This window comes from Prevotella sp. HCN-7019 (assembly GCF_037890215.1).
In the GTDB taxonomy this organism is placed as follows: Bacteria; Bacteroidota; Bacteroidia; order Bacteroidales; family Bacteroidaceae; genus Prevotella.
Window position 1 is genome coordinate 539012 of the sequence record NZ_JBBKBO010000001.1, and the last position, 22322, is coordinate 561333.

At 51.3% G+C, this 22322-nt stretch carries 13 protein-coding genes and 1 pseudogene; 4 read left to right on the forward strand and 10 right to left on the reverse strand.

Features of this window, described 5'->3' with window-relative positions; translation table 11 throughout:
• Positions 1-21: 21 nt before the first annotated feature.
• Both WKT13_RS01900 and WKT13_RS01905 read right to left on the reverse strand, forming a co-directional pair.
• Positions 22-1074, reverse strand: a complete 1053-nt coding sequence (locus WKT13_RS01900; RefSeq protein WP_340322584.1) for a C1 family peptidase — start codon at positions 1072-1074, stop codon at positions 22-24.
• A 34-nt stretch (positions 1075-1108) separates the two neighbouring features.
• Positions 1109-2005, reverse strand: coding sequence for an AraC family transcriptional regulator (locus tag WKT13_RS01905; protein ID WP_340322585.1), 897 nt, complete (start codon positions 2003-2005; stop codon positions 1109-1111).
• A 295-nt stretch (positions 2006-2300) separates the two neighbouring features.
• Here WKT13_RS01905 and WKT13_RS01910 point away from each other — a divergent pair, with 295 nt between their 5' ends.
• From WKT13_RS01910 to WKT13_RS01920, 3 genes are all read left to right on the forward strand, one after another.
• The gene (locus WKT13_RS01910; RefSeq protein ID WP_340322586.1) at positions 2301-3326 is read left to right on the forward strand and encodes an efflux RND transporter periplasmic adaptor subunit; all 1026 of its coding nucleotides are present in this window, start codon (positions 2301-2303) and stop codon (positions 3324-3326) included.
• Positions 3327-3347: 21 nt separating this feature from the next.
• Positions 3348-6458: an efflux RND transporter permease subunit gene (locus tag WKT13_RS01915; protein WP_340322587.1), complete on the forward strand. Its 3111-nt coding sequence runs from the start codon at positions 3348-3350 to the stop codon at positions 6456-6458.
• A gap of 65 nt (positions 6459-6523) precedes the next feature.
• Positions 6524-7810, forward strand: a complete 1287-nt coding sequence (locus tag WKT13_RS01920) for a TolC family protein (protein ID WP_340322588.1) — start codon at positions 6524-6526, stop codon at positions 7808-7810.
• Positions 7811-8684: 874 nt separating this feature from the next.
• On the opposite strand, the gene WKT13_RS01925 is transcribed toward WKT13_RS01920, so the two are convergent.
• From WKT13_RS01925 to WKT13_RS01960, 8 genes and pseudogenes are all read right to left on the reverse strand, one after another.
• A complete protein-coding gene (locus tag WKT13_RS01925) occupies positions 8685-10679 on the reverse strand; it encodes a sialate O-acetylesterase (RefSeq protein WP_340322589.1) in 1995 nt (664 codons plus the stop codon).
• Between the two features lie 19 nt (positions 10680-10698).
• Positions 10699-12075, reverse strand: a complete 1377-nt coding sequence (locus WKT13_RS01930; RefSeq protein WP_340322759.1) for a 3-keto-disaccharide hydrolase — start codon at positions 12073-12075, stop codon at positions 10699-10701.
• Positions 12076-12171: 96 nt separating this feature from the next.
• A pseudogene (locus WKT13_RS01935) lies at positions 12172-12945 on the reverse strand (glycoside hydrolase family 16 protein); the annotation flags it as partial.
• 80 nt (positions 12946-13025) lie between these two features.
• Positions 13026-14450 carry a Gfo/Idh/MocA family oxidoreductase gene (locus WKT13_RS01940; RefSeq protein ID WP_298619053.1) on the reverse strand — a complete coding sequence of 475 codons (1425 nt, stop codon included), beginning with the start codon at positions 14448-14450 and terminating at the stop codon, positions 13026-13028.
• A 1353-nt stretch (positions 14451-15803) separates the two neighbouring features.
• Complete coding sequence (locus tag WKT13_RS01945) at positions 15804-17030, reverse strand: hypothetical protein (RefSeq protein WP_340322590.1); 1227 nt, start codon at positions 17028-17030, stop codon at positions 15804-15806.
• 11 nt (positions 17031-17041) lie between these two features.
• Positions 17042-17812 carry a hypothetical protein gene (locus WKT13_RS01950; RefSeq protein WP_340322591.1) on the reverse strand — a complete coding sequence of 257 codons (771 nt, stop codon included), beginning with the start codon at positions 17810-17812 and terminating at the stop codon, positions 17042-17044.
• A gap of 16 nt (positions 17813-17828) precedes the next feature.
• The gene (locus WKT13_RS01955; protein WP_340322592.1) at positions 17829-19262 is read right to left on the reverse strand and encodes a DUF6734 family protein; all 1434 of its coding nucleotides are present in this window, start codon (positions 19260-19262) and stop codon (positions 17829-17831) included.
• Between the two features lie 134 nt (positions 19263-19396).
• A complete protein-coding gene (locus tag WKT13_RS01960; RefSeq protein WP_340322593.1) occupies positions 19397-20767 on the reverse strand; it encodes a DUF362 domain-containing protein in 1371 nt (456 codons plus the stop codon).
• Between the two features lie 543 nt (positions 20768-21310).
• Between WKT13_RS01960 and WKT13_RS01965 the strand changes: the two genes are divergently transcribed.
• Entirely contained in the window at positions 21311-22198 is an 888-nt protein-coding gene (locus WKT13_RS01965; protein ID WP_340322594.1) for a glycosyltransferase family 2 protein, read from the forward strand.
• Positions 22199-22322: the final 124 nt, after the last annotated feature.

Consider the following 22322-nt stretch of genomic DNA (forward strand, 5'->3'; position numbering starts at 1 on the left):
GTAGTGTTGTATAAATAATGTTCATTCCGTGCGCATCACTACCGCTATGGTCTTCATCCGCACATATTCCTCCGCGAGATACATCATTCCTCCATACGGATTGTCCGTTCCCCATGAGTTCTTTGCTATGAAGTAACGGCGTCCGTGCCGGTCGTGTGCCAGACCAATGAGCGCCATGCAGTGGTCGTCGGTGGTGCGTCGCGTCTCAAACTCCTTCTGCCGCTGCTCCTGTGTGTATGGCTTGTTGCCGGTCAGTACGGCTGTTCCGCGTGCAAAGGAGAAGCCCGGCTCGGTGATGTCGCCCTCCCAGCACACGGCGTGTCCTGTCTTAATAGCCGACGTGATGCGCGCCATGAGTGTGTCTATCGGCACGTTGAGGAAGCGGCAACCCGTTTTGTTGTCGGGCAGTTCGAGGGCGAATGATTCGCCCATGGGATGATGCGTGAAGCTGGTTATGGCAGTGTAGTCGCCCGGAAGAAACAGACTGCGTGCGAATTGTTGCGGAGAATACTCGGCACCGTATAGCCAGATGTGTGATGGCAGATAACCCACGGCCTGGTCGAGTATGTCGTTGCAGCGTATGTCGAGGTCGGACATATTGGTGGAGCGACGCGCCACGGTCGTCGTGCGCCGTGCAAGAACGTTGTAGTTTGCCTTGCCTCCGCAGTTGTAAGGGTCGTAGGGCATCAGTCCGTATTCGTCTGCCAGTCCGAGCAACATGGGCGCCACGCCGCGCATGTCTACCACATCCTCGCCGCCGGAGAGGAAGCACCGCCGTGCCCTGTCCGCCATCCACATGCGCGCTGGATAGTCAGGCGACATGTTGACTGAGTCGCCCGCCATGATACGGTCGGTCTCTATGGTGGCCAGCATAGCGTATATCCAGCACAGCGGACTGCGTCCCTGGTTTTTCACGGGCGTGGTGCGCAGTCGCACTTCGTCGGTGAATGTATATTTCTTCGTGTTTTCCTTTCTGTATCCGTTGTCAGTACAGGTGTATAACATTGTAGCCATGACAATGGAGCAGACCGCAAGTATGGTTATTAAGGAATTTTTCGCGTAAGATGTTTTCATTGTTCTTTTTCTCCCGTTCCGGCTGTCTTTTTGATTATTCTCCGGAGTCGATGCCTTTTACAAAACGCTCTCTATAGTTCTTTGGCGACATGCCTAGATGTTTCTTTACGTATTTGCCGAAGAACGAAATGTTCGGGAAGTCGAGCTCGTTGGATATTTCCTTCACCGACTTACGCGTGTATCTGAGCATGTAGCTTATGTCCTTTATCACGTAGGTGTCTATGATTTTCGATGCCGGGTGTCCGCTTATGCTTCGGCAGATGGCCGTGAGATATTTCGGAGTGATGTTGAGTTCCTCGGCATAGAAGGCCACGTTGCGCTTCTTGGGCTGCATGTTTGTGAGTGTCTCGATGAATGTCTGGAATATGTATTCGGCCGATGAGAACGGACGTTCAGACTTGTCGATGAATCTGCTTATGGTGTCGCCGAACTCGTAGATGAACGCAAGCATGAGCGAGTCGATCACTTCGGCATGATGTTTTCCGAGATTCGACGACATCTTTTTCTGCAGAAGGTCGTGATACTGGCAGAAAAGGTCGGTCTCCTTTTCGTTGAGCGACAGTATGGGATGCGTCTCAAAGGTTATCCTCACTTTCCAGTTGATGTCGATTGTCGGCAGAATACGCTTGAAGTAGTTGGGCGAAATGGCAATGCTGTAGCAGCGCATGTCGTCACTGTGTCTTGCTTCGCTCAATATCATGTCTGGCGGACATATCAGTATGTCGTTCTTGTGCATCGTGTGGTTTGTGCCGTTGATGCCGAATGATATTTCGCCGTTGACGCATAGTATCACCGCGTAGAAGTCGAACGTGAATGTGTTCGGGGTGATCGTCTCGCCCAGACTGTTGCCTATCGCGATGTCACCGTTATTGTATAATGCTTCTTTTTTGACAACGTTGTTGTCCAGATTTATTCTCTTTATTTCGTTCATATTGTTGTTATGTGCGCCTGCAAATATACTTCAGTTTTTCTTAATAAACCATCGTTTGTAGCTTATATAATAATAAAAAATCAAGAAAAAGGTAAAAATGGAACATCCCTAATAGTGCCGTATATTCAGACTGCAGTGATTGTCAGCGTGTAATATTCTTCTTTATTTGTGTTCCGTATGTCGCAATAATGCGTATTTGTTCCCAAATAGACCACTTTGCGAGCCTGTATTTTGTCCTGAATATGAAAATCAGAACGTTATTTTGCGGCCGGAAAATAATTTTTATGTTAAAATCATGAATAGGTTTAATCTTATGATTGTGTCTGTCGCAGCGCTTGTTCTTGCAAGTTGCGGCAGTGGAAAGAAGGACCTGCGGCAGGCTCCTTCAAAAGTTAAGGTAGAGGTGCAGACTGTAGGTTCGGCTTCGGCTTCAGGCATGCAGTATTCGGGAACAGTGGAGGAAGGCAGCGGAGCGTCGCTCAGTTTCCCAGTGAACGGCACCGTAAGCAGGATATACGTGGCCACGGGCAGCCGTGTGAAGAAAGGTCAGCTGCTGGCAACGCTGGACGCAACGTCGATGCGCAACATGCACGATGCGGCACGTGCGACGCTCGAACAGGCTGAGGATGCCCGCCGGCGAATGGAGACATTGTACAAGAGAGGAAGTCTGCCGGAGATACAGTGGGTTGAGGTGGAGAGCAAACTGAAGCAGGCCCGTTCGGCCGAGGCACTGGCTGCAAAGAATCTGCGCGACTGCAATCTGTACGCTCCGTTCAGCGGAGTGGTGGCCGAGAAGACGGCAGACGAGGGACAGAACGTCATGCCTGGCATGCCGGTGATCAAGCTTGTCACGTCCGGCACATTGAAGGTCAGTGTCCCTGTGCCTGAGAACGAGATAGCCGGAGTGGACGAAGGATGCCGTGCCATAGTGACGGTGCCGGCACTCGGAGGCCGCGGATTCGACGCTGTGGTTGTGGAGAAAGGCATTATGGCTCATCAGTTGTCACGTTCGTATGAGGTGAAACTGCGCATAGAAGGCCGCAGTACAGACCTTATGCCGGGCATGGTGGCAGAGGTCACGCTTCTTGCCAAGGGCGACAACGGTGCTGTACCGGTGATACCTGCACGTGTGGTTCAGACCGACGAGCACAACCGCAACTTCGTATGGACTGTCAGCGGAGGCAAGGCCGCACGGCGAGATGTGACATGTGGTTCTTACAGGGCCGACGGAGTGGAGATTGTTTCGGGCCTTGCCGTCGGCGACAGAGTTATTGTTGAAGGCCAGGCCAAGGTGTGCGAGGGCACTCCCGTGACTTTCTGAACATGATAAACCGATTGTAAGATGAAAGCAGAAAAGAAAAAACGCGGCATGGTGGAATGGGCCATGCATTATCATCAGATAATCATTCTGGTTGTGTGCTGCCTGATAGCACTGGGCGTATATTGTCTGCCGGGCATGAAGAAGAACGAATTTCCTGACTTCACCATACGTCAGGGAATTGTCGTGGCCGTTGCACCGGGACTCTCGGCCGACGAAATGGTGGAACAGGTTACCAAGCCTCTGGAGGACTATATATTCACTTATAAGGAGGTGCGCAAGGATAAGACGATATCGAAGACACGCGACGGAATTGTCTATATTCAGGTGCAGCTTAACGATGATCTGAATAACAAGGATGAGTTCTGGAGCAAATTCAAGCACGGCGTGTCGGTGTTCAAGTCGGAACTGCCTGCCAACGTGCTTGCACTGAGAGTGATGGACGACTTCGGCGACACCTCTGCACTGCTCATAACGATGGAAAGCGACGACAAGACCTACCGCGAACTGAGCGACTACATGGACGACCTGCAGGAACAGCTGCGCCGCATATCCAGCGTGGGACGCATGACAGTGAGCGGTGTACTCGGCGAACAGATATCGGTATATGTGGACGACAGCCGCCTGTCGCGCTACGGACTTAATGCCCAGACATTGGCCGCCACACTCATGCAGAAGGGTTTTGTGACGTCGGGCGGAAGAGTGAAGGACGGATCTACGGTCTATCCCGTGTACGTCAGCAAGTCGCTCAACACGCTGTATGACGTCCAACAGCAGATAGTATACACAGATCCGTCGGGCAACAACATCCGTCTGAAGGACGTGGCGCGTGTGGTTAAGGAGTATGCAGCCCCAGACAGCTACATCACCAACAACGGACATAAGTGTGTGTTGCTCAGTGTGGAGATGAAGAAGGGCTGCAACATTGTGGCGATGGGTCAGGAAGTGAACAAGGTGATAGAGGATTTCAAGCAGGAACTGCCATCCGATGTCAACATAGAACGCATAACAGACCAGAGTAAAGTGGTGGACGACAGCGTGACCAATTTCCTGCACGAGCTGGTGATAGCCGTGGTTGCCGTAATCATAGTTGTGATGCTCCTGCTGCCGTTGCGTGTGGCTCTGATAGCTGCGTCCACCATACCTATTACCATTTTCATATCTCTGGGCATGTTTTCAATGTTCGGCATAGAGCTCAACACCGTGACGCTGGCCGCTCTTATTGTGACGCTTGGAATGATTGTGGACAACTCCATTGTGATAATAGACAACTATCTGGAGCAGATAGGCGAAGGAGTGTCGAGATGGCATGCATCAATAGAGAGCACCACCCACTTCTTCAAGTCAATCTTCTCGGCCACACTTGCCATAAGCATCACGTTCTTTCCGTTCCTTCTCACAACGACTGGACTCATAAAGGACTTTGTCAACAGCTTCCCGTGGGCCGTTACGCTCGTGCTGTTCATATCGCTGCTGGTTGCCACTCTGCTGGTGCCCTTCATGCAGTTCTTCTTCATCCGCAAACCGATGAAGAGGCCGTCGGGCGACCGCAAGTCGTTCTCGTTCCTCGACATGCTGCAGACTTATTATAATAAGTTGCTCGATGTTTGTCTTGCCCATCCTGTGGTCACGGTGGTGACAGGTGTGGTCATGGTTGTTGCGGGCATATTAATGATTTCGCGTCTGCCTCAGCAGCTCATGCCTTTTGCCGACCGCAACCAGTTTGCCGTGGAGATATCGCTGCCCACCGGCAGTGGAATTGACCGTACGGTGGCAGTGGTCGACAGTCTTGAACACATGATGCGCAAGGATAAACGCGTGGTGAGCATCACCTCGTTCAAAGGATGTGCCTCTCCGAGATTCCACAGTAGCTATGCTCCACAGATAGCCGGTCCGGAGTATGCACAGTTTATTGTCAATACCACCGGCAACGAAGCTACTGTCGATTTGCTTGATGAGTGGGCGCCGCGTGTTACCGACCGTTTCCCGGAGGCACGCATACGGTTCAAGCAGTTAAGCTACAGCGAGGCGGTATATCCGATAGAAGTGAGACTCAGCGGCAACGACATAAATGCGCTGAAGACTGATGCCGGAAAAGTGAGGGAGACACTTATGAAGATGGACGGTCCGATAATAGTGCATACGGACTTCATGGAACAGCGGCCTGTCGTGGACGTTGTGATGAAGGAAGACGAGGCTTCACGGCTCGGAGTGAGCAACTTCGCGGTGGAGAGTACGCTGGCCATGCGCTATGGCGACGGCCTTCCGGTGGCGCGTGTATGGGAAGGCGACTACGACATTCCCGTGAAACTCAAGAGCGTGAACGCCGACAAGGCCACTCCGGCATCGCTTGAAGACGAGCAGATAGGTGTGGCAGGCGGACTGGGCGACGTGCCTCTGCGCCAGGTGGCAACGGTAGTGCCGGAGTGGAAGGACGGCCAGATAGTAAGGCGCAACGGCACGTACACCGTTACTGTGATGGCCGATCTGAAACGTGGAGTCAACGCCATGGAGGCCACAGGGCGTGTCATTGAGAAGATGGACAGTCTGAAACTGTCGCCCGGTGTCAGCATGTCTTTCGGCGGCGACTACGAGGACGATGCCGAGAAGATGCCTCCGGTGATGAACGGACTGTATGTTGCGGCAGTGGTGATATTCTTCATTCTGATGATGCATTTCCGCAAGGTGAGCATAGCGTTCCTTGTCTTCATGAGCATGTTGCTCTGTATTCCGGGTATGGTTGCCGGCATTATGATACAGGGAGTGGACTTCAGTGTGACGTGCGTTCTGGGCATTGTGAGCCTGATGGGAATCATTGTGCGCAACGGCATAATAATGATAGACTATGCCGAAGAGCTGCGCGCCGCCAACCATCTTACATCGTCGGAGGCCATCTATCACTCCGCACGACGCCGTATGCGCCCGATATTCCTCACGTCGGCTGCCGCATCCATGGGTGTCATCCCGATGATTCTCGGCGGCAGCGGTCTGTGGATGCCTATGGGAACGGTGATATGCTACGGCACGCTCTTCACCATGGTGCTGCTCCTCACTGTGCTGCCAGCAGCCTACATGCTCATGTTCAGAGGCACAACCAAGAGCCGTATGCGGCTTGAGAGTATGGAGGCTGAATGACGGAACGTATGTAAGCGACACTCATTCATAAACAATTTTCATAACAAAAACAATAGTATAAATCAATGAATAAGAATATAAAAGGACGTGGTTTCATGCTTCTGCTTGCCTCCGCCGTAGTGTGCGGCGCGACGGCACAGCACCGTCTGACCTTCGAGGAATGTCTTGACATGGCCCTGAACAACAATGTGAAGATGAAGAACGCAGGCAACGACATAGAGGCTGCACGGCAGGACGAGAAGCAGGCTTTCACCCATTTCTTCCCCACGGTGAGTGCGTCGGGATTCGCCTTCAACTCTAACAAACCGCTTATAGATGTTGACGTGGCGCCGGGTGCGTCGATGTCGATGATGAAGGACGGCGTGGCCGGCGGTGTGTCGGCCGGTATGCCGCTCTTCGCCGGCGGACAGATAGTGAACACACACAAGCTGTCGAAACTCAATGTGAAGGTGAACCGGCTGAAGCGCAACCTTTCGGAGAACGAGGTGAAGCTCACTACCGAACAGTATTTCTGGCAGGCCGCGGTGTTGAAAGAGAAACTCAACACCATTGCCGCCGTGGAGAAACAGCTGGCAAGCATGCGTGGCGACGTGACGGCTGCGGTGGATGCAGGAGTGGCCGACCGCAACGACCTGCTACAGGTGAAGCTGCGCGAGAACGAGACCAAGAACACACGCATAAAGACGGAGAACGCTCTCGGAGTGACGTTGAGTCTTCTTGCGCAGTACATAGGCTATCCGTCGGACAGCATCGACGTCGATGCGACGTTCCCCTACTCGCTGCCCGGCCGCCCCGACTCGCTTTTCTGTTCGCCGGAAGCATCGCTCACTACTACCAGCGAGTATCGTCTGCTCGAAAGCAATGTGGAGGCCGCAAAACTGAAAAAACGTCTGGCAGTGGGCAAGAATCTGCCTACCGTGGCGGTAGGAGCAGGATATATGTATGACAACATCATGGAGAAAGACCATCCGTTCCTCATCGGATTTGCCACCGTCAGCGTGCCTCTCACGGCGTGGTGGGGAGGCTCGCACGAGGTGAAGAAGCACGAACTGCAGCTGCGCAACGCCAGAAACGAGTTTGACGACAGCAGCAGGATGCTTCTGATAAAGATGCGTAACGCATGGAATAAGCTCAACGACACATACAGACAGATAGAACTCTCGCTCGAGGCGGTGGAGCAGTCGGCCGAGAACCTTCGCCTGCACAACGACTACTATCAGGCCGGAACGTGCACCATGAGCGACCTGCTCGAGGCGCAGACCATATATATCAATACGCGCGACAGCTATGCCGAGAGCATGGCGCAGTATGAGATAAGCAAGTGTGAGTATCTGCAGGCCACGGGCCGCTGACGCTTCTGCGCTTTTTACGGGCGCATGGGAATATGCCGCGCGCCGTACGTCGGATAACAAAAACAAGGTATCTGCCTGCCGCACGTACGGCGCGCGATGCGTTTTGTGGCTGTCATTTTTCGTTATTTTTAGGTATTGCACGCAAGCGTTCCTATGATTAACTTTGCAAGCGTATTCTACTTAAAGGTGTTACTTGCATAACAGGAGCTAATGACAGCTTATAGTTAAAGATACATAATGTTATTGTATAATCTATGGAAAGCCGGCTGTGAAGTCGGCTTTTTTGTTTTTCGTGCCTCCCGTATGGCGCTTGTCCGGGGTGGCACGGGATGTGTGGCGGATGTCAGAGTGTCGCTGTATGAATGTGTACGGCAGCATTTTGACACTCGGAAAAATGCGTGCCGGCTGCTCATTCTGGAAAACCGGAAAGGCGACGGAGCGGCCTGTGTCGTGCGATATGCACTGTATGAGCCTACGATATGCAACATATCAGCATGCAATATTGTGCATATCACACCCTGAAACGGTGCTTTTCAGGGCACGATAAAGTGCATTTCGCGTCGCTCTCTTGACGGTTCTGTGATGAGAAATGTGGCTTTCGGCGCCGGAATGGGCTTTATTGCGTCGTCCCATCCGGTGAAAGCGTTGCACAGAAATGGAATTTTCTGCGCAACTGTCTGATACGATGCGTGTTACGGCTGCACACGAAATACCGCGATATTTGCGTCCGGTGGGCATGTTGTCCGCGCGGAGGGCAGCTATGACGACATAAGAAAAATCAGAATATAAGACAACACAACGGTGTGCTTACATTCTGATTTCTGATTATCATAATGCCGGACGGCCGCGTTTGCATGTCGCCGGCGTGTGTGCGTCAGTATGATGTGTTGCCGTAGGTGAGTCCCTTCCAGTCGTCGGTGCGGAACGGTACGGCCGGCAGATTGGCGCTGTTGGTGAGGTTGCACTCAGGATTGTCTGCCCAGGCATAGCGCACTGCGACAGGATGTTTCACCTCGGGCGATGACACAACCACCGTGTTGCCGTCTATCACGGCGTCTGCCCAGTGGAACCGGTGGTCGGGTCCGGCAATGGCAAAACCCTTGAGCTGTTGTCCGTTGCTTGTGGCGAGGCCTTTCGCCGTGTGGTCGAAGAAGAGTCTTATGCGGCCGTTCTCCACGCGGTAGTTGCGGTAAACGGGTCCCGAAGCCTCCACTTTCTCGCCATAAACCTTCTGCCGTGCCTGAAGCGCGAGCCTGTGGCCCACGTCCTGTTTGTTGCGCGGATGTATGTCGTTGGCGTCGCCTATGTCTATTATGCACGCCAGACCGCATCCCGACAGCGTCTCGGCCGTCATCTGCTGTGCCTCGCGCAGCTCTGCCCATCGCGATTCGGTGGGCTGGTCGTGGCGCTGCATGAAGTTGGCAAGCTGCACCATGAAGAACGGGAAGTCGTAGCCCCACTTCTGCCGCCAGTCCTCAATCATGAGCGGCATGAGGTCGCGATACTGCCACGCACGGTTGGAGTTGTCCTCGCCCTGATACCATATCGCGCCCTTGATGGCATATCCCACGAGCGGATTTATCATGGCGTTGTAGAGCACGCAAGCGTTCTTCGGATCGTTCACCGGGTCGCGCGGTTTTGAGGCGAGCGAGCTGAGCGGTGCCGACATCTTGCTTTTCCACGTGCCGTTGAGGCTTATCGTGGTGCCGTCTTCGGCAGTAAGGCGACATTCCTGACCGTCGTAGCCCGTTATGCCTGCCATTCCGCCCGTGTCGATGCTCCTAACCGTAATCACCGCTTTGCCGGCTTTCACGGCTTCGGCAGGAATGCTGTACTCTCTTATCTCGCCCGGGCCGGTGGTGTTGCCAACCATCATGTCGTTGAAGAAGGTCATGTCATCGTCGTCCACCTTGCCCAGACGGAGAGTCAGCTTCTGTCCTGCCATGCTCTCCGGAATGTCTATCACCCTGCGGTAGATTATCATTCCGTCGAACGCGTCGTACTTGCTGTTGCTTATATATCCCGGCACCGGCGTTTCGTCCCAGCCGGAGTCGTCGTATGAAGTCGTGAAATAGCTGAAGCGGCCGTCCTTGAATTCAGGATCGTTGCTGTTGAAGGCGTTGAACCATCCGGCAAGTTCCTCCTTGTGTCTTGCCGCGCGCTCGTCCTTGTTCTCGGGCATTGAGGCTATGCGTTCCACCTCGCTGCGGAACTCGGGCAGCTCTGTGAGCGATGCACCGCTGGTCCATGCCTCGGCCGGAGTGCCTCCCCAGCTCGACTGTATGAGCCCCACGGGCACGTCGCGATACTTCTCTATGTCGCGGCCGAAGAAGTAGGCCACGGCCGAGAACGGCTCTATGGTAGAGGGCGAGCACACCTGCCATCCGCCTTTCATCGCCGTGAAGCTGTCCTGCGGACGCATGGCCATGGTGTTGTCCACACGCAGCAGACGTATGTTGCTGTGGTCGGCGGTCTTCACCTCAGCCTCGTAGTTGTTCACCTGTCCCCATCCGTTGACCGGCATGTCCATGTTCGACTGTCCCGAACACAGCCACACCTCGCCTATCATGACATTGTGCAGCGTCACGGGAGTGCCGTCGCTGATGGTTATCTCGTACGGTCCGCCGGCCTTGGGTGTTGCCACCCTCACCAGCCATTTGCCGTCATTGCCGGCCACTGCCTCGTATTTGCGTTTGTCCCACGATGTGGTGACGCTCACCGTTCGGCCGGCTTCGCATGTGCCCCACAGCGGCGCGTCAGCCTTCTGCTGCATCACCATGTTGTCGGTGAAGAGCGGACAGAGCCTTACCTGTGCCTGTGCCGTGGCGCAGCATGCGGCTATCAGAATCCATGCGATGTTTCTTTTCATGTTGTCGTATTGTGTATGTTCAGCGACGGCGACGCTTGTCTATCTGTTTCATTTTGATAGGCTTGATCTTCACATTCTTGAACCACACCTCGTTGCCGTGGTCCTGCAGCAGAATGTTTCCGCGCTTGTGATTGCCGAAGTTCTTCCAGTTCTTGTACTTGCTGTATGCCACCAGCGCGTTCCACATCTGGTTGTCGCGCTCATACTCCAGCAGTTTCACGCCGTTGAGCCAGTGCTCCACGTGCTTGCCGCGTACGATAATCATGGCTGTGTTGAAGTTGTTGATGTCGAAAGGCTTCTTCTCCGGTGCCGGTATGAGGTCGTAGAGTGAGCCCAGCTTGCGGTTTCCCTTCACGCCGAGCTTTGCGTCCGGATGGCGCTCGTCGTCCAGAATCTGGAACTCGCAGCCTATTGCCGAACCCTCACCCTTGTTGGCTTCCGGATCAACAAAGTATTTTATACCGCTGTTGGCGCCCTTCGTTATCTTGAAGTCAACGGTCAGTATGAAGTTGTCGTAGGTCTCAGTGGTCACGATATCACCGCCATTGGTTGACTCGCCTCCGTCGGCTGCCAGCACCTTGAGCACACCGTCCTCTATCTTCCAGCCCTTGTCAGGGAAGGCATCGAGCTTGGCTCCGCGCCATCCGTTGGTGGTCTTGCCGTCCCACAGCAGCTTCCAGCCCATCTTCTCTTCCTGCGGCGACAGAGTGTTGTCAATGCAGTTCACCTGCGGAGTGCGGTCTTCGGGTGTGAGATACTTCTCCACATCCTCGGTGCAGATGCGTATGTCGCGCCATGCTATTGTCTTGCCTTCGTCGGATTTGTTCTGTATGGCGTGCACCTGAAGGGCTATGAGACCACTCAGAGTCTTGTTGTCCCAAAGGTTGGCACACGGAATGTCGTTCACCCAAGTGCGGATACTGTTGCCGTATGCCTCGATGCGCGCCTTGTTCCACTGTCCGTTCTTGAATGCCTTTTTGGCTCTCGGGTTCTTTGTCAGTGGGTAGAGCCATCCGCGGCGTGCCTCGTCGTAGATGCCGCCTGTCCATGCTCTCTGCGACGGATCTATCTCAAACTGATAGCCATGCACGCGTCCGTCCTGATAGGACTTGAGACTTTCGCTGCGCAGCTGCACGCCGGAGTTGAGTCCGTCGCTTATCTTGAACTGGAACTCTAGGATGAAGTTGTCGTAGTTTTTCTTTGTGCAGAGGAAGGAGTTTGGTGTGTTCATCTTGGTGTATCCCACGATGGCGCCGTCCTCCACCTTATATTCGGCCTTGCCGTTTTTCTGTGTCCATCCGCTGAGGTTCTTTCCGTTGAACAGCGGTTTCCATTCCTGTGCCGTCGCCGGGAGTATGAGCAGTGCGGCGAGGGCTGTGATTATCTGTTTTTTCATTTGTGTTATTGGTTTTAGGATTGTTCTCCGCCGTTGTGCGGCGGAGCCTTTTCTGTGTTGTGTCTTTGTGTGAAGGCGGCCGTGGCCCCGGGCTCGCTGCCGCCGCTTATAGAATCTCACGTAGTCGACGAGCATTTCCACCGGCAGGTCGCTCCGCCTTACTGCGCCCACCCAACTGCCGCCAAGCTGCATGTCGATGAGCAGATAGAACGGGCGGTTGAAGGGAAACTGACCTTCCTTGTCGGTCGGTATGCGGCGGTAGGTGAACGTGTGACGACCGTTGATGAAGAACGCCAGACTGTCCGGATACATCTCCACGGCATATACATTGTACGCGTCCGGATCTATAGGTCCGGTGGCGTGTGAGGGCGGATTGTCCTTTATGCCGAGGTTGTAGGTATAGTGCGAGTGCACGGTCTGATAGGCAATGCTGTCGCCGTTGAGCCGTTCCATGATGTCAATCTCGCCGTCGCGCGGCCAGCTTCCGTTCTCCGGCAGAAGCCATATGGCCGGCCATGCGCCCTGTGCGGCATTGAGCCGCGCGCGTATCTCGAGCCGTCCGTCGCTGAACGTGCGCTTACCCATAGAGCATATGCCTCCGGTGATGAACGGGGCAGTGTCGTTCGGCGCCACGTCGTTGAGTATTCCGCGCAGCACGAGGTTGCCCTTGCGCATGTCGTAGCAGGCGTCGTGATGCGACATGTGGCGGTTCCAGTCGGACGTTCCGCGGTCTATCCTGCTCCACGTGGCTGTGTCGAACGAATGTTTCTGGTCGAAGTTGTCCTCCCATACCAGAGTCCATCCGTCCGACACCGTGCCGCGTGTCACGCTGCACGAGCACACCGTCGCGGCCAGTATGGCGGCCGCCATGATGAGCCTTGTGCCTTTGTTCATGCTCGGAGTTGTATATTTCTTTGTTGATTGATGGCTTTATGCAGTGCCGTGAGGCCTTACATCTTGTAGAGGAACTCCCAACCCTTGCGCGGAGGCATGCCTGCGAGCAGTGAGTTTGCGAAGGCATTGTTGGTGAACTGCTTTGTGCGCGGGTCGAAGAAGAGCTGTGTGTTCAGGCGCTGTGCTATCACACCGAGGCAGAACACCTGGCTTAGTACACCGTTGATCTCGAACGGTGAGCGTGTCTTCTCTGTTCCCTGACAGGCACGGAGGAAGTTCACGTAGTGGTTGGACGGGCTCTTCGGCACTTCCGGCAGGCGGCTCTTCATCTCCTCAGCCTTGTCGCCGATGATGGAGAGTGTGCTTCCGTGGCTGCTGCCTTTGAATATAAGGTCGCGGCTGTAGATTATCTTTCCCGGGTTGAGATTTGCCACCGGTGTGTCGCCCTGGTTGCTTGCAGGTATGTCCGGATTGTATTCCGACTTGCCATAGCCTTTCGGCAGCTGCGGCAGGTTGTCTATGCCGTCATACCATGTCACATCGCACGGCGGCATGTTGCCTCTTGCGCCGAAGCGGAACAGGATGGTGGAAGAATACGGGAAGAAGAAGTCGTTGTGCCCCTTCTCGTAAGTGAGCGACACCTCATAGGGCAGTCCGAGATTGAGGAACTCGTGCGCCGTGTCGAGAATGTGTGCTCCCCAGTCGCCCAGTGCGCCCATACCGAAGTCGTACCAGCAGCGCCAGTCACCCTGATGGAACTTTGCCGAATAGTCGTGCCACGGACATACGCCGAGCCATGCGTCCCAGTTCATTCCGTCAGGCAGAGTGTCTCCTGAAGGCAGACGGTACATCTTCGAGTCGAAGCTGTGCCAGCGGCGCGGATTGTTCATGTGAGCCGTTATGGCCGTAACGTCCTTTATGATGCCCGCTTCCTGCCATGCCTTGAACTGGAAGTAGTTGGCTTCGGAGTGGCCCTGGTTGCCCACCTGAGTCACTACGTTGGGACATGAGCGTGCTTTCTGCATGAGCAGTTCGGCCTCGATGAACGTACGGGTCATCGGTTTCTCCAGATATATGTGCTTGCCATATTCGAGTGCCAGCATGGCAATGGGGAAATGGCTGTGGTCAGGAGTTGAAGCCACCACTGCGTCGAAGTTCTGGCTGTACTTCTCGAACATCTCGCGGTAGTCTGTGAACAGCTTTGCCTTTGGGTACTTGCCGAGCACCTTCTGCGACTGTTTGCCCTTGAGATCGACGTCGCAAAGCGCTGTCACCTCTATCATGCCCGTGCGCTCGAACTCGCCTACGTTCTGCTCACCGCGGTTGCCGATGCCGATGAAGGCTATCTTCACCTTGTCGCCTTTGGCGTCCTTGGCATTGTTTGCACCTGCCGGCCGTGCAGCCAGCGAACCGAGTGGCGCAAGTCCTAAGCCTGCGGCTGCCACTCCCATCTGTTTGAGAAAGTCTCTTCGTGTAGTCATTACCGTATTAGGTTTATGTGATACTGTTATTATTGTTGTTTCTTCTGTCTGATTGTTTCCTGCGGAGTCCGGTCTGCGTGCCACACGATACAGGCAGACTATCTGCCTTCTTGTTGACTATGCTCACGCTGCGGAGCCTCCCTACGGATACTGACAACGGCGTGGCATGAACTGTGACGGTCCGGTGCATGCGGAGTTGATGCTGAACGAAACATGCGTACAAAGTATTGCGCCCGTACAGTTTGCTATTGTACGGGATGCTTCGCGGCTGTGTCTCATGCTGTTAGGGCTTGCGTTCATTGTTATGCCGTAATCGTTCCGGTTTAGGTTTTTAAATGTTCCGCCGTGTCCGGCGTGTTTCCGTGCACGTGCACGGAGTTTGTTTTTATTAGAAAAAGTGTCGGTTGCCGACCCCCGGTAGTTCTGTTTCAGAGAATCAATAAGGTGAATGGCGTATGCCGGACACGCTGTTCCCTCTTCTTAATGTCCGGTCCGAACGTTTTCTGTTTGTTGCAAAGAGAGTGAAAGGTGAGCGCAATGACAAATCGGGAAAACGGAGTTTTACAGGAGATGGCATTGCCGAACCGTATCCTATCTTATGCAAAGATAGTGTTTTTTGATAATAGGGAGTATCAGAAATTGTATTATTGTTTTCATTTTTTTATTTTTTTTGCATTTCTGTTTTACGGCGGATGTGATGTGGCGGTGTGGACTGTTGCGTGCGTGAATAATAAGGGAAAGTCATGAAACGTAGCATAAGGACCTGCTGCGGGCACAGTGCGTGGTTGCTGTGAGAGGCACAGAGTGAAGCCGAATGTTAAAAAATGGTGCCTCATTTTCGAAGAATTTGCGGGCGACACGACGTCCGTCGGCAAATACGCGAGTTATGAAGGGGTTAGGATAATGTGCTGATAATAAGACGGTTGCGTCTGAACCATGACGCGACACGCCGCATACTGTCCTGCGATATAGGCTATATGAGCATGCGATATAAGCCTTTTCACCCCATGATACGGGCTTGATCATGCTGTGAAATGGGCTGTTTCATGGTGCAAAATGGTCTTTTCCTCGCGACGCACTCCGAAAGCCTGGGGGTAGAGGCTCGCAAGGCGTGTTTACGGAATGGCCTTTTCTGTGCCGGAGAAGGCCGTTTGGGGAGCGTCCGCTTTTCTATTTTGAGTGGCGGTACGAGAGTTTTTCGGGCGAAATTTTTAACTTAAAAATGTTAACGCACGGAGCTGCCGGTGTGGCTCCGCACGCTGTATTGTCAGGCCCTGCAAGCAGTGTCGTCAAGGCTCGTGCACTATACTATCTTAACCTGTGCATGGTATCGCCAGTCAGCTTGCGTGGTCTCTATTTCTGTTCAGTCCATCCCTCGCTGTCGGACGGGGCGGCGAAGGTGCGGCTCGATGTGCTCAGCGTGATGCATCCGTCGGCTTCTATGGTGCACGTCTGCGTGTGCACGTTGTCTGTATTGCCTGTGCCCGGCTGTTCTTCAGCCATTGATGTGACAGCCTGTCTTACTTTGAGCGAGAACGGCGAACTGTTGCCTGTTATCTCGGCATCCCAGAAGTCGCCTATACGAGCCACGGGACAGACGTCGATTGTGCGGCCGTCCTTGGTGAAGGTTGCCACTACATACTCGCTGAAAGGATAGCCTCCTCGCGGCACATCGCAGTTCTTGGTCATGAGAAGTATGTATCGGTCGGCGGTCTCTATCATGCTTCCGGTGGTCCAGAGCGTGCGCATCGGAGCGCAGTCGCAGTCGGGAGCAGGGGTGATGAAGGCGCGCACGTATTTCCAGTCTATCTCCTTTCCGGGCTGTTCGTCGTTTTTGAACGAACTGACAGTTATTTTTCCGTCGCTTAGCGGTGTGAACATTGCCAGCAGCTTGTCGAACTCCTCCTTCGTGGCAGGTATGGCGTCGGCCTTCACTGTCTCGCTGCGTGGCACGCCGAGCGATGTTCGCGAGATGTAGCCGTCGCTGCCTATGGTGTAGCGCGAGGCCGTGACGGTGAACGTGAGGTCTGCGTATTCCTCAATCATCGCGGGTATGGCGAGGTCGCGGCGTGTGACGTTCATGGTGATGCCACCCTTCGCGTCGGCGGTGCCTTTCACCTCAACGCTCCACGCACGGCCCGAACGGCCTATGATATGGCTGTCGGTCAGACGGCCGTCGGCGTCGTATGTCGCCACTATGTGGTCGTAGCGGTAGAGCGCGTTGTTGTGAGAGTCGTCGCACAGACGGTTCATGAACACCACGGTGGTGTTGTCGCCGATTCTCATCATGCTGCCTTTGTCCCAGTATATGTCGCTCTGTTCCTGACAGTCGCACGTAAGGTCGGTGGGCAGGAAGGGCGACGACGGACTGATGTGTGCGTTGGCAGAGACCTTGGAAGCGTCGGTCGTGCCGAACGCCTCTACACCGAACACACCGCTTTTAAGCGGTGTGAATCCGGTTGTAAATTTTTTGAAATTTTCTTTGTATGAACTTTGTTTAATGACACTATATGTAACCCTTTTAGATTGTATTGGTATAATAGATGTCATTATTAGTATTACTAAGACAAATGCTTTCATATATTAACTTCTTAGTTGTTGATACGTATGCTTGTTACAGTATAATATTTTGTCTCTCCTGTACAGCTATTACTATCTACAAGTTTATTATTCTGTAATAGAAACATATTATCCATACTTGTTCCCCTTTCCTGATTTGCTGTTGCAGGATCAAAATAATGATAACCAGAAGAAGAATTTCCGCCAACAATTATTACAAAATGGTCTCCAATCGAATCTTGATTTGAAGATCCTGTTTTATAGTCAACAGCTACAATTACAGGTTTTCGCATTGCTAATTGAGAATTTATATATGATAAACCATCTTGAACATTTGAAGTAGAAGATGATGGCCTTCCACTTCCATTATTATTAGTCATTTGTATTATTCTTTCTGTTAATGAAACACCAGCACTGGATAACATTTCTTTACATCTTCTAAAACATCCAGATGGATCATCATTTTTATAGCCTCTAAATGCAGATGTTGGAATAACGTCTATACCTCCGCAACCACATGATCCGCATGATCCGCATGATCCGCATGATCCGCATGATCCGCATGATCCGCACGATCCGCACGATCCGCACGAACCGTCGATAATAGGACCAGGTAATACCCATCCGCGGTTGCAAACATAGACTCTACTTTTAATAGCATTTTGTTCCAAAAGATATTCATAAACGTCTTCTGGCATACAATCATCTGGTCCCGTTCCACCGCCTGTTAAACTACAAGTTTGTGGTGTCATTTCAGAAAGGTTTCTTAAATCTTTCTCCATTTTTGTTTCTTTTTTTTCCATAATAAATATTATTTAATTATTTTTTGGCATATATTATGCCGTTATCAAGTAAAAATCTAAATTCTTTATTTATTATTGATTGTGTATTAATTTTGTCTTTTGCCATTTTTCCAGAAATAGAATCCCAAAGCTTATTGTTTATAGTTTTAAATGATATATTCTTATTAGAAATTATTGTAATAATATTATATGAAATATCACCAATGATAATTTCTTTATATCCCTTGTCTTCAAGACATGGAATACAAACAATATCATGTCCGATAATTATAGAATAATGTGATAATCTCTGACATAGCATTTCTTTAGCTTTATTTGGCCATGTTTCTGGTATTGTAAATATTTCTAGAAATGGATGTAACTTAAAAATATATTTATTTTTTTCATTTTCGTTTTCATTTTCATTTATGAAAGATAGATTACCATCTATATTTTTTTCAACGTTTAGAAGTTCTGTTAAAGATATGTGTTTCCATTTATTTAAGATAGCTTCCTGCCAATCATAATATTTCGTGATACATGATTCAATAGTAATTTCTAAGGATCTATTATTATCATTTTGTTTATTTATTCTAATATTTTTATTAGGAAATAGTTTTAGAATCCGTAAGTAGTATTCAGGATATTTATATAGTAATGTTCTTTCCATTTGTTTTATTAATTCTTTATTTTTTTTATGTCCACCAAGTAAATGTAATAGTGTAGAGTTGTTAAAATTACAGAAATTACAGAAATCATTACAAGAATATCCATTATCATTTATTTCTTCTTCAATGATGGTTTCCACATTTTTAGATGCCTTTTTTGTGAGAACATAAAACAGAATTTGTTCAAATAGAATATTGTAATTAATGCTATTTTTTAAACATAAATGTGAATTTAGGTTATTGTCATAAATAATTTTCAATGCCTCATCAGTATATTTTTTGATGAATTCTATATCATTGCCTCCAAGAATACCTGCATTATAAGACCCGATAGATTCTTTTTTAAGTTCATCTATTAAATAACTTGGTAATTTAGGGTTCATTTGTAATATTGACATCATCATATTCTTATAATAACTGGTTCCTTTTTCTTTGTTTTGAGCAATAAGTGTAGCTTTCTCAAAATGTAAGGGAAAACCTTGTGGAAGGAAAAGATCTCCGTCAACATGTATAAATGGCGATTCTTGTTTTGAATATGTTAGTATTTTGGGATAAGCCCAATGATCTGTGTGACAATCAAGATTATCATAACATACAATTACTTCATTATAAGGTAATTGTAATTTATCAATGAATACTTTTGCGCATAAAGAATCCGTATATAATTTTACATTATCATATTTATTTCGTAATGTTAAACAACTTAAAGTCCATGAAATAAGATTAGCTTGAGCATTTATCCAGCCAAAGTTATTTGTAAATAGATCTTTATTGTTAGTCCAAAATGTTTGTACAATATTCATTATTATTATGTTATTAGATTATATGAAACAAATATACATAATATTTTTTATATTTATTCATATCTGATATTTTTTACCTATTATAAAGCTATTTTTATATTTCTTATATTTATGATTTGTATTCCGTATGTTTGTCAGAACTGCTTTTTGCTGTAAACCAGCTCGATGCCTTCGTCGCGGCCCATGTTGCGCGAATATTGCTTGTCGTTCACGTTATTCCAGTGCTCGGCAGTTCCGAGGCTTTTGAGCGGCGTTCCGTCGCCCTCCGGGTCGTAGGTCGTGCCCGAAGGAGGATTGTCGGCCGACGCAGCCTCGACGAGATACATGTCGGAGAAGTCGGCGTCGGGCATGTTGGGGAACTGGCTGGTGAGGAAATCGACGCCCACCATGTCGATGGCCACGGGGTCGAGACTGCCGAACAGCGAGCAGGGCCATTCGTTGTTGAAGGGCGGTATGGTCCATTTCGGGCCGGGCTTGGTATCTACGAACTTGGCGGCATAGAGTGCGTCGATGAACCAGATGAGCGTTTTGCCGCCCAGATCCTTGTGTCCCATGAAGTCGACGAAGGTGATGTATTTCGGCCTTCCGTTCTTGTTCTGGTTGAAATTGTCGTGGAAGTTCTTGCGCCAGTCGGCGTGTATGCTCATCGTGCCGTACCAGTTCTTGCCGCAGAGCGTCACGCCCTGCCCCACGTGACCTTTGAGCAGGGCCATGTTGATGACGTAGTCGGCCTCGGTGAAGGCGGTGGATATGCCGCGCGCCAGTCGGCCGTTGTTGCGCGAGTAGTGCATGGCGTCGGCCACGTATTCGGACTTTACACGTCCGTCGCCGCCCGCGTTGTCTACGAATCGCACGCCGGGATAGGCCTCATGGCATTTGTTGTAGAGGCAGTCGGTGATGAAACGGCTCGGCTCGGCCACGGTGATGGCCTCCTCGGGCACGCCGGCATCCTCGACGAGAGTCTTCAGAAGGGCGAGCACAAGCTGCGGCGAGGCGTTGATGCTCGGGTTGTCGCTGTGGGAGAAAGTATTGTTGTTGTTCACCTTTATGGCAATCTTCTCACCCTTGCGGTAGCCTTTCGATCCGCGGTCGTGGGTCTTGTTGAAATACGCGAATATGTCGTTCCATGCCTTTGACAGCTTCTTCTGCTTGGTGAGCGAGAGCACGGTGTTCTGCACAAGCCACTCGCACGCCTCGTCGGAGTTGTATCGGTCGGCAAACCACATGTCGTCGGCATCGGTCGTTCCGGCCGTCTTATCGTCGCGGGATTTATCCTCCCATGTCGCCGCACCGGGCGCATGGCTCCATACAACGCGTCCCGGCCAAATGCCACGCGCCACTCCTACTGGACTGTTCGGTTGTAGACACTGGCGCACGGTGCGCTGTCCTGACGGCTGCGAATAGGCTGTGGCGGCCGTCATTGCGCAGAGAGCGATGAATGCAGAGCGGGTAAGGATACCGCGGAATGAGGAAAGGATGTGGGTGGTTTTTGAAGTGTCGGTCATAATGTGTGGCTTTTTAATGATGAGGTATGTGTATTGTGTGGCGGTCACGGGCACGTTGTGTGTCGCCGTTTGCTGCATGCCGTGTCACGCCGCAGTGTGATGTGATGCCGTGAAAGTGGCGTCGGGCGGAGTGTACGGTATGTCGGCAAATATATTAAAATAATTCCTATTGCATCGTCGCACGGCTGTTTTTTTACGGATTGCGCATGTTTTTTCTGGTTAAAGGGCTTTGTGGCGGGCGGCTATCGTTTTTTATTCATATATTTGCATAATATAGGATTCGGCTCGGCAAAGCCAAAAAAGAAAAACGGTGTCTCTCTTTTTTGTCTCTGCACTCGCCTCTCACTATATTTGCATAATATAGGATTCGGCTCAGCAAAGCCAAAAACGGAAAAACGGTGTCTTTCTTTTTGTCTCTGCACTCGCCTCTCACTATATTTGCATAATATAGGATGCGTATCAACTGACGTATGTGCTGGTTGAAAGAACGGCTTGGAAGTTTTTTATATATAGCCTTTGGCCGTTGTAATAATGACAAGAACAATGATTAGAAACGAACTTTCAATACTTCTGCCGGTTTACAACACGAGGTGCCTCACGATGGTGGAGCGCCTCAAGGAGCTGTGCGATGCCGTGGACGGGCTGCGCTACGAGATAATAGCGGCCGACGACGGATCGACGGACAGGGACGCCGTGGCTTTCAACAGGGGCATAGAACGGATGGCGGGCTGCAGATATGTGGTGCGTGCGGAGAACAGGGGCGCAGCCGCAACACGTAATTTTCTGGCCGGCATGAGCAGGTATGGGTGGCTTCTGTTCGTTGATTGTGACATGGCTTTACCAGACGACCGGTTTATCATACGCTATCTGGAAGCGCCTGAAGCGGGCGTGGTGATTGGAGGAATACGCACGGGTGGCACGGCAGACGACGTGCGTCGCAATCTGCGTTGTGCCTATGAGCGCAGGGCACAGGAGCGGCACACGGCGGAGGAAAGGAGCAAACGGCCGTATCAGTCGTTTCGTTCGGTGAACTTCATGGCGGAGCGTGGTGTGATGGAGCGCTGCCGTTTTGACGAGCGGATGAGGCGTTATGAGGACGTGAGATTCGGCCGTCTGCTGGAGGAAAGCGGCGTGACTGTGGCCCACATAGACAACGCTGTGGTGATGGACGACTTCGAGAGCAATGGGTGTTTCGTGGCGAAGACGGAGAAAGACATGTGTACACTGCGCGATTTTGAGGCGGAGATGCGGGGCTATTCGCGTATGATAGATGTGGCAGACGTGCTGCGCCGCCGGCACATATTGTGGGCAGTGAGGATGTGGCACTGGCTCTTCGGACGGTTGGAGCGCAGACTGCTCACGGGTGGAAAGGCGCGTTTGAGGCTCTACGACGTGTATAAACTGGGCTGTTTCGCCTTTTACGGAGGCTGACGGGTGTTTGTCTGTCGCGGCGGTTTTGTGGGCTTGTGCGGCTTTAAAACGGCTTTTTACGGTAAGAAACAGATTCAATATATGTTATAAATATTAAAAAATGCGGAGTGACGGTGCGTTTTCG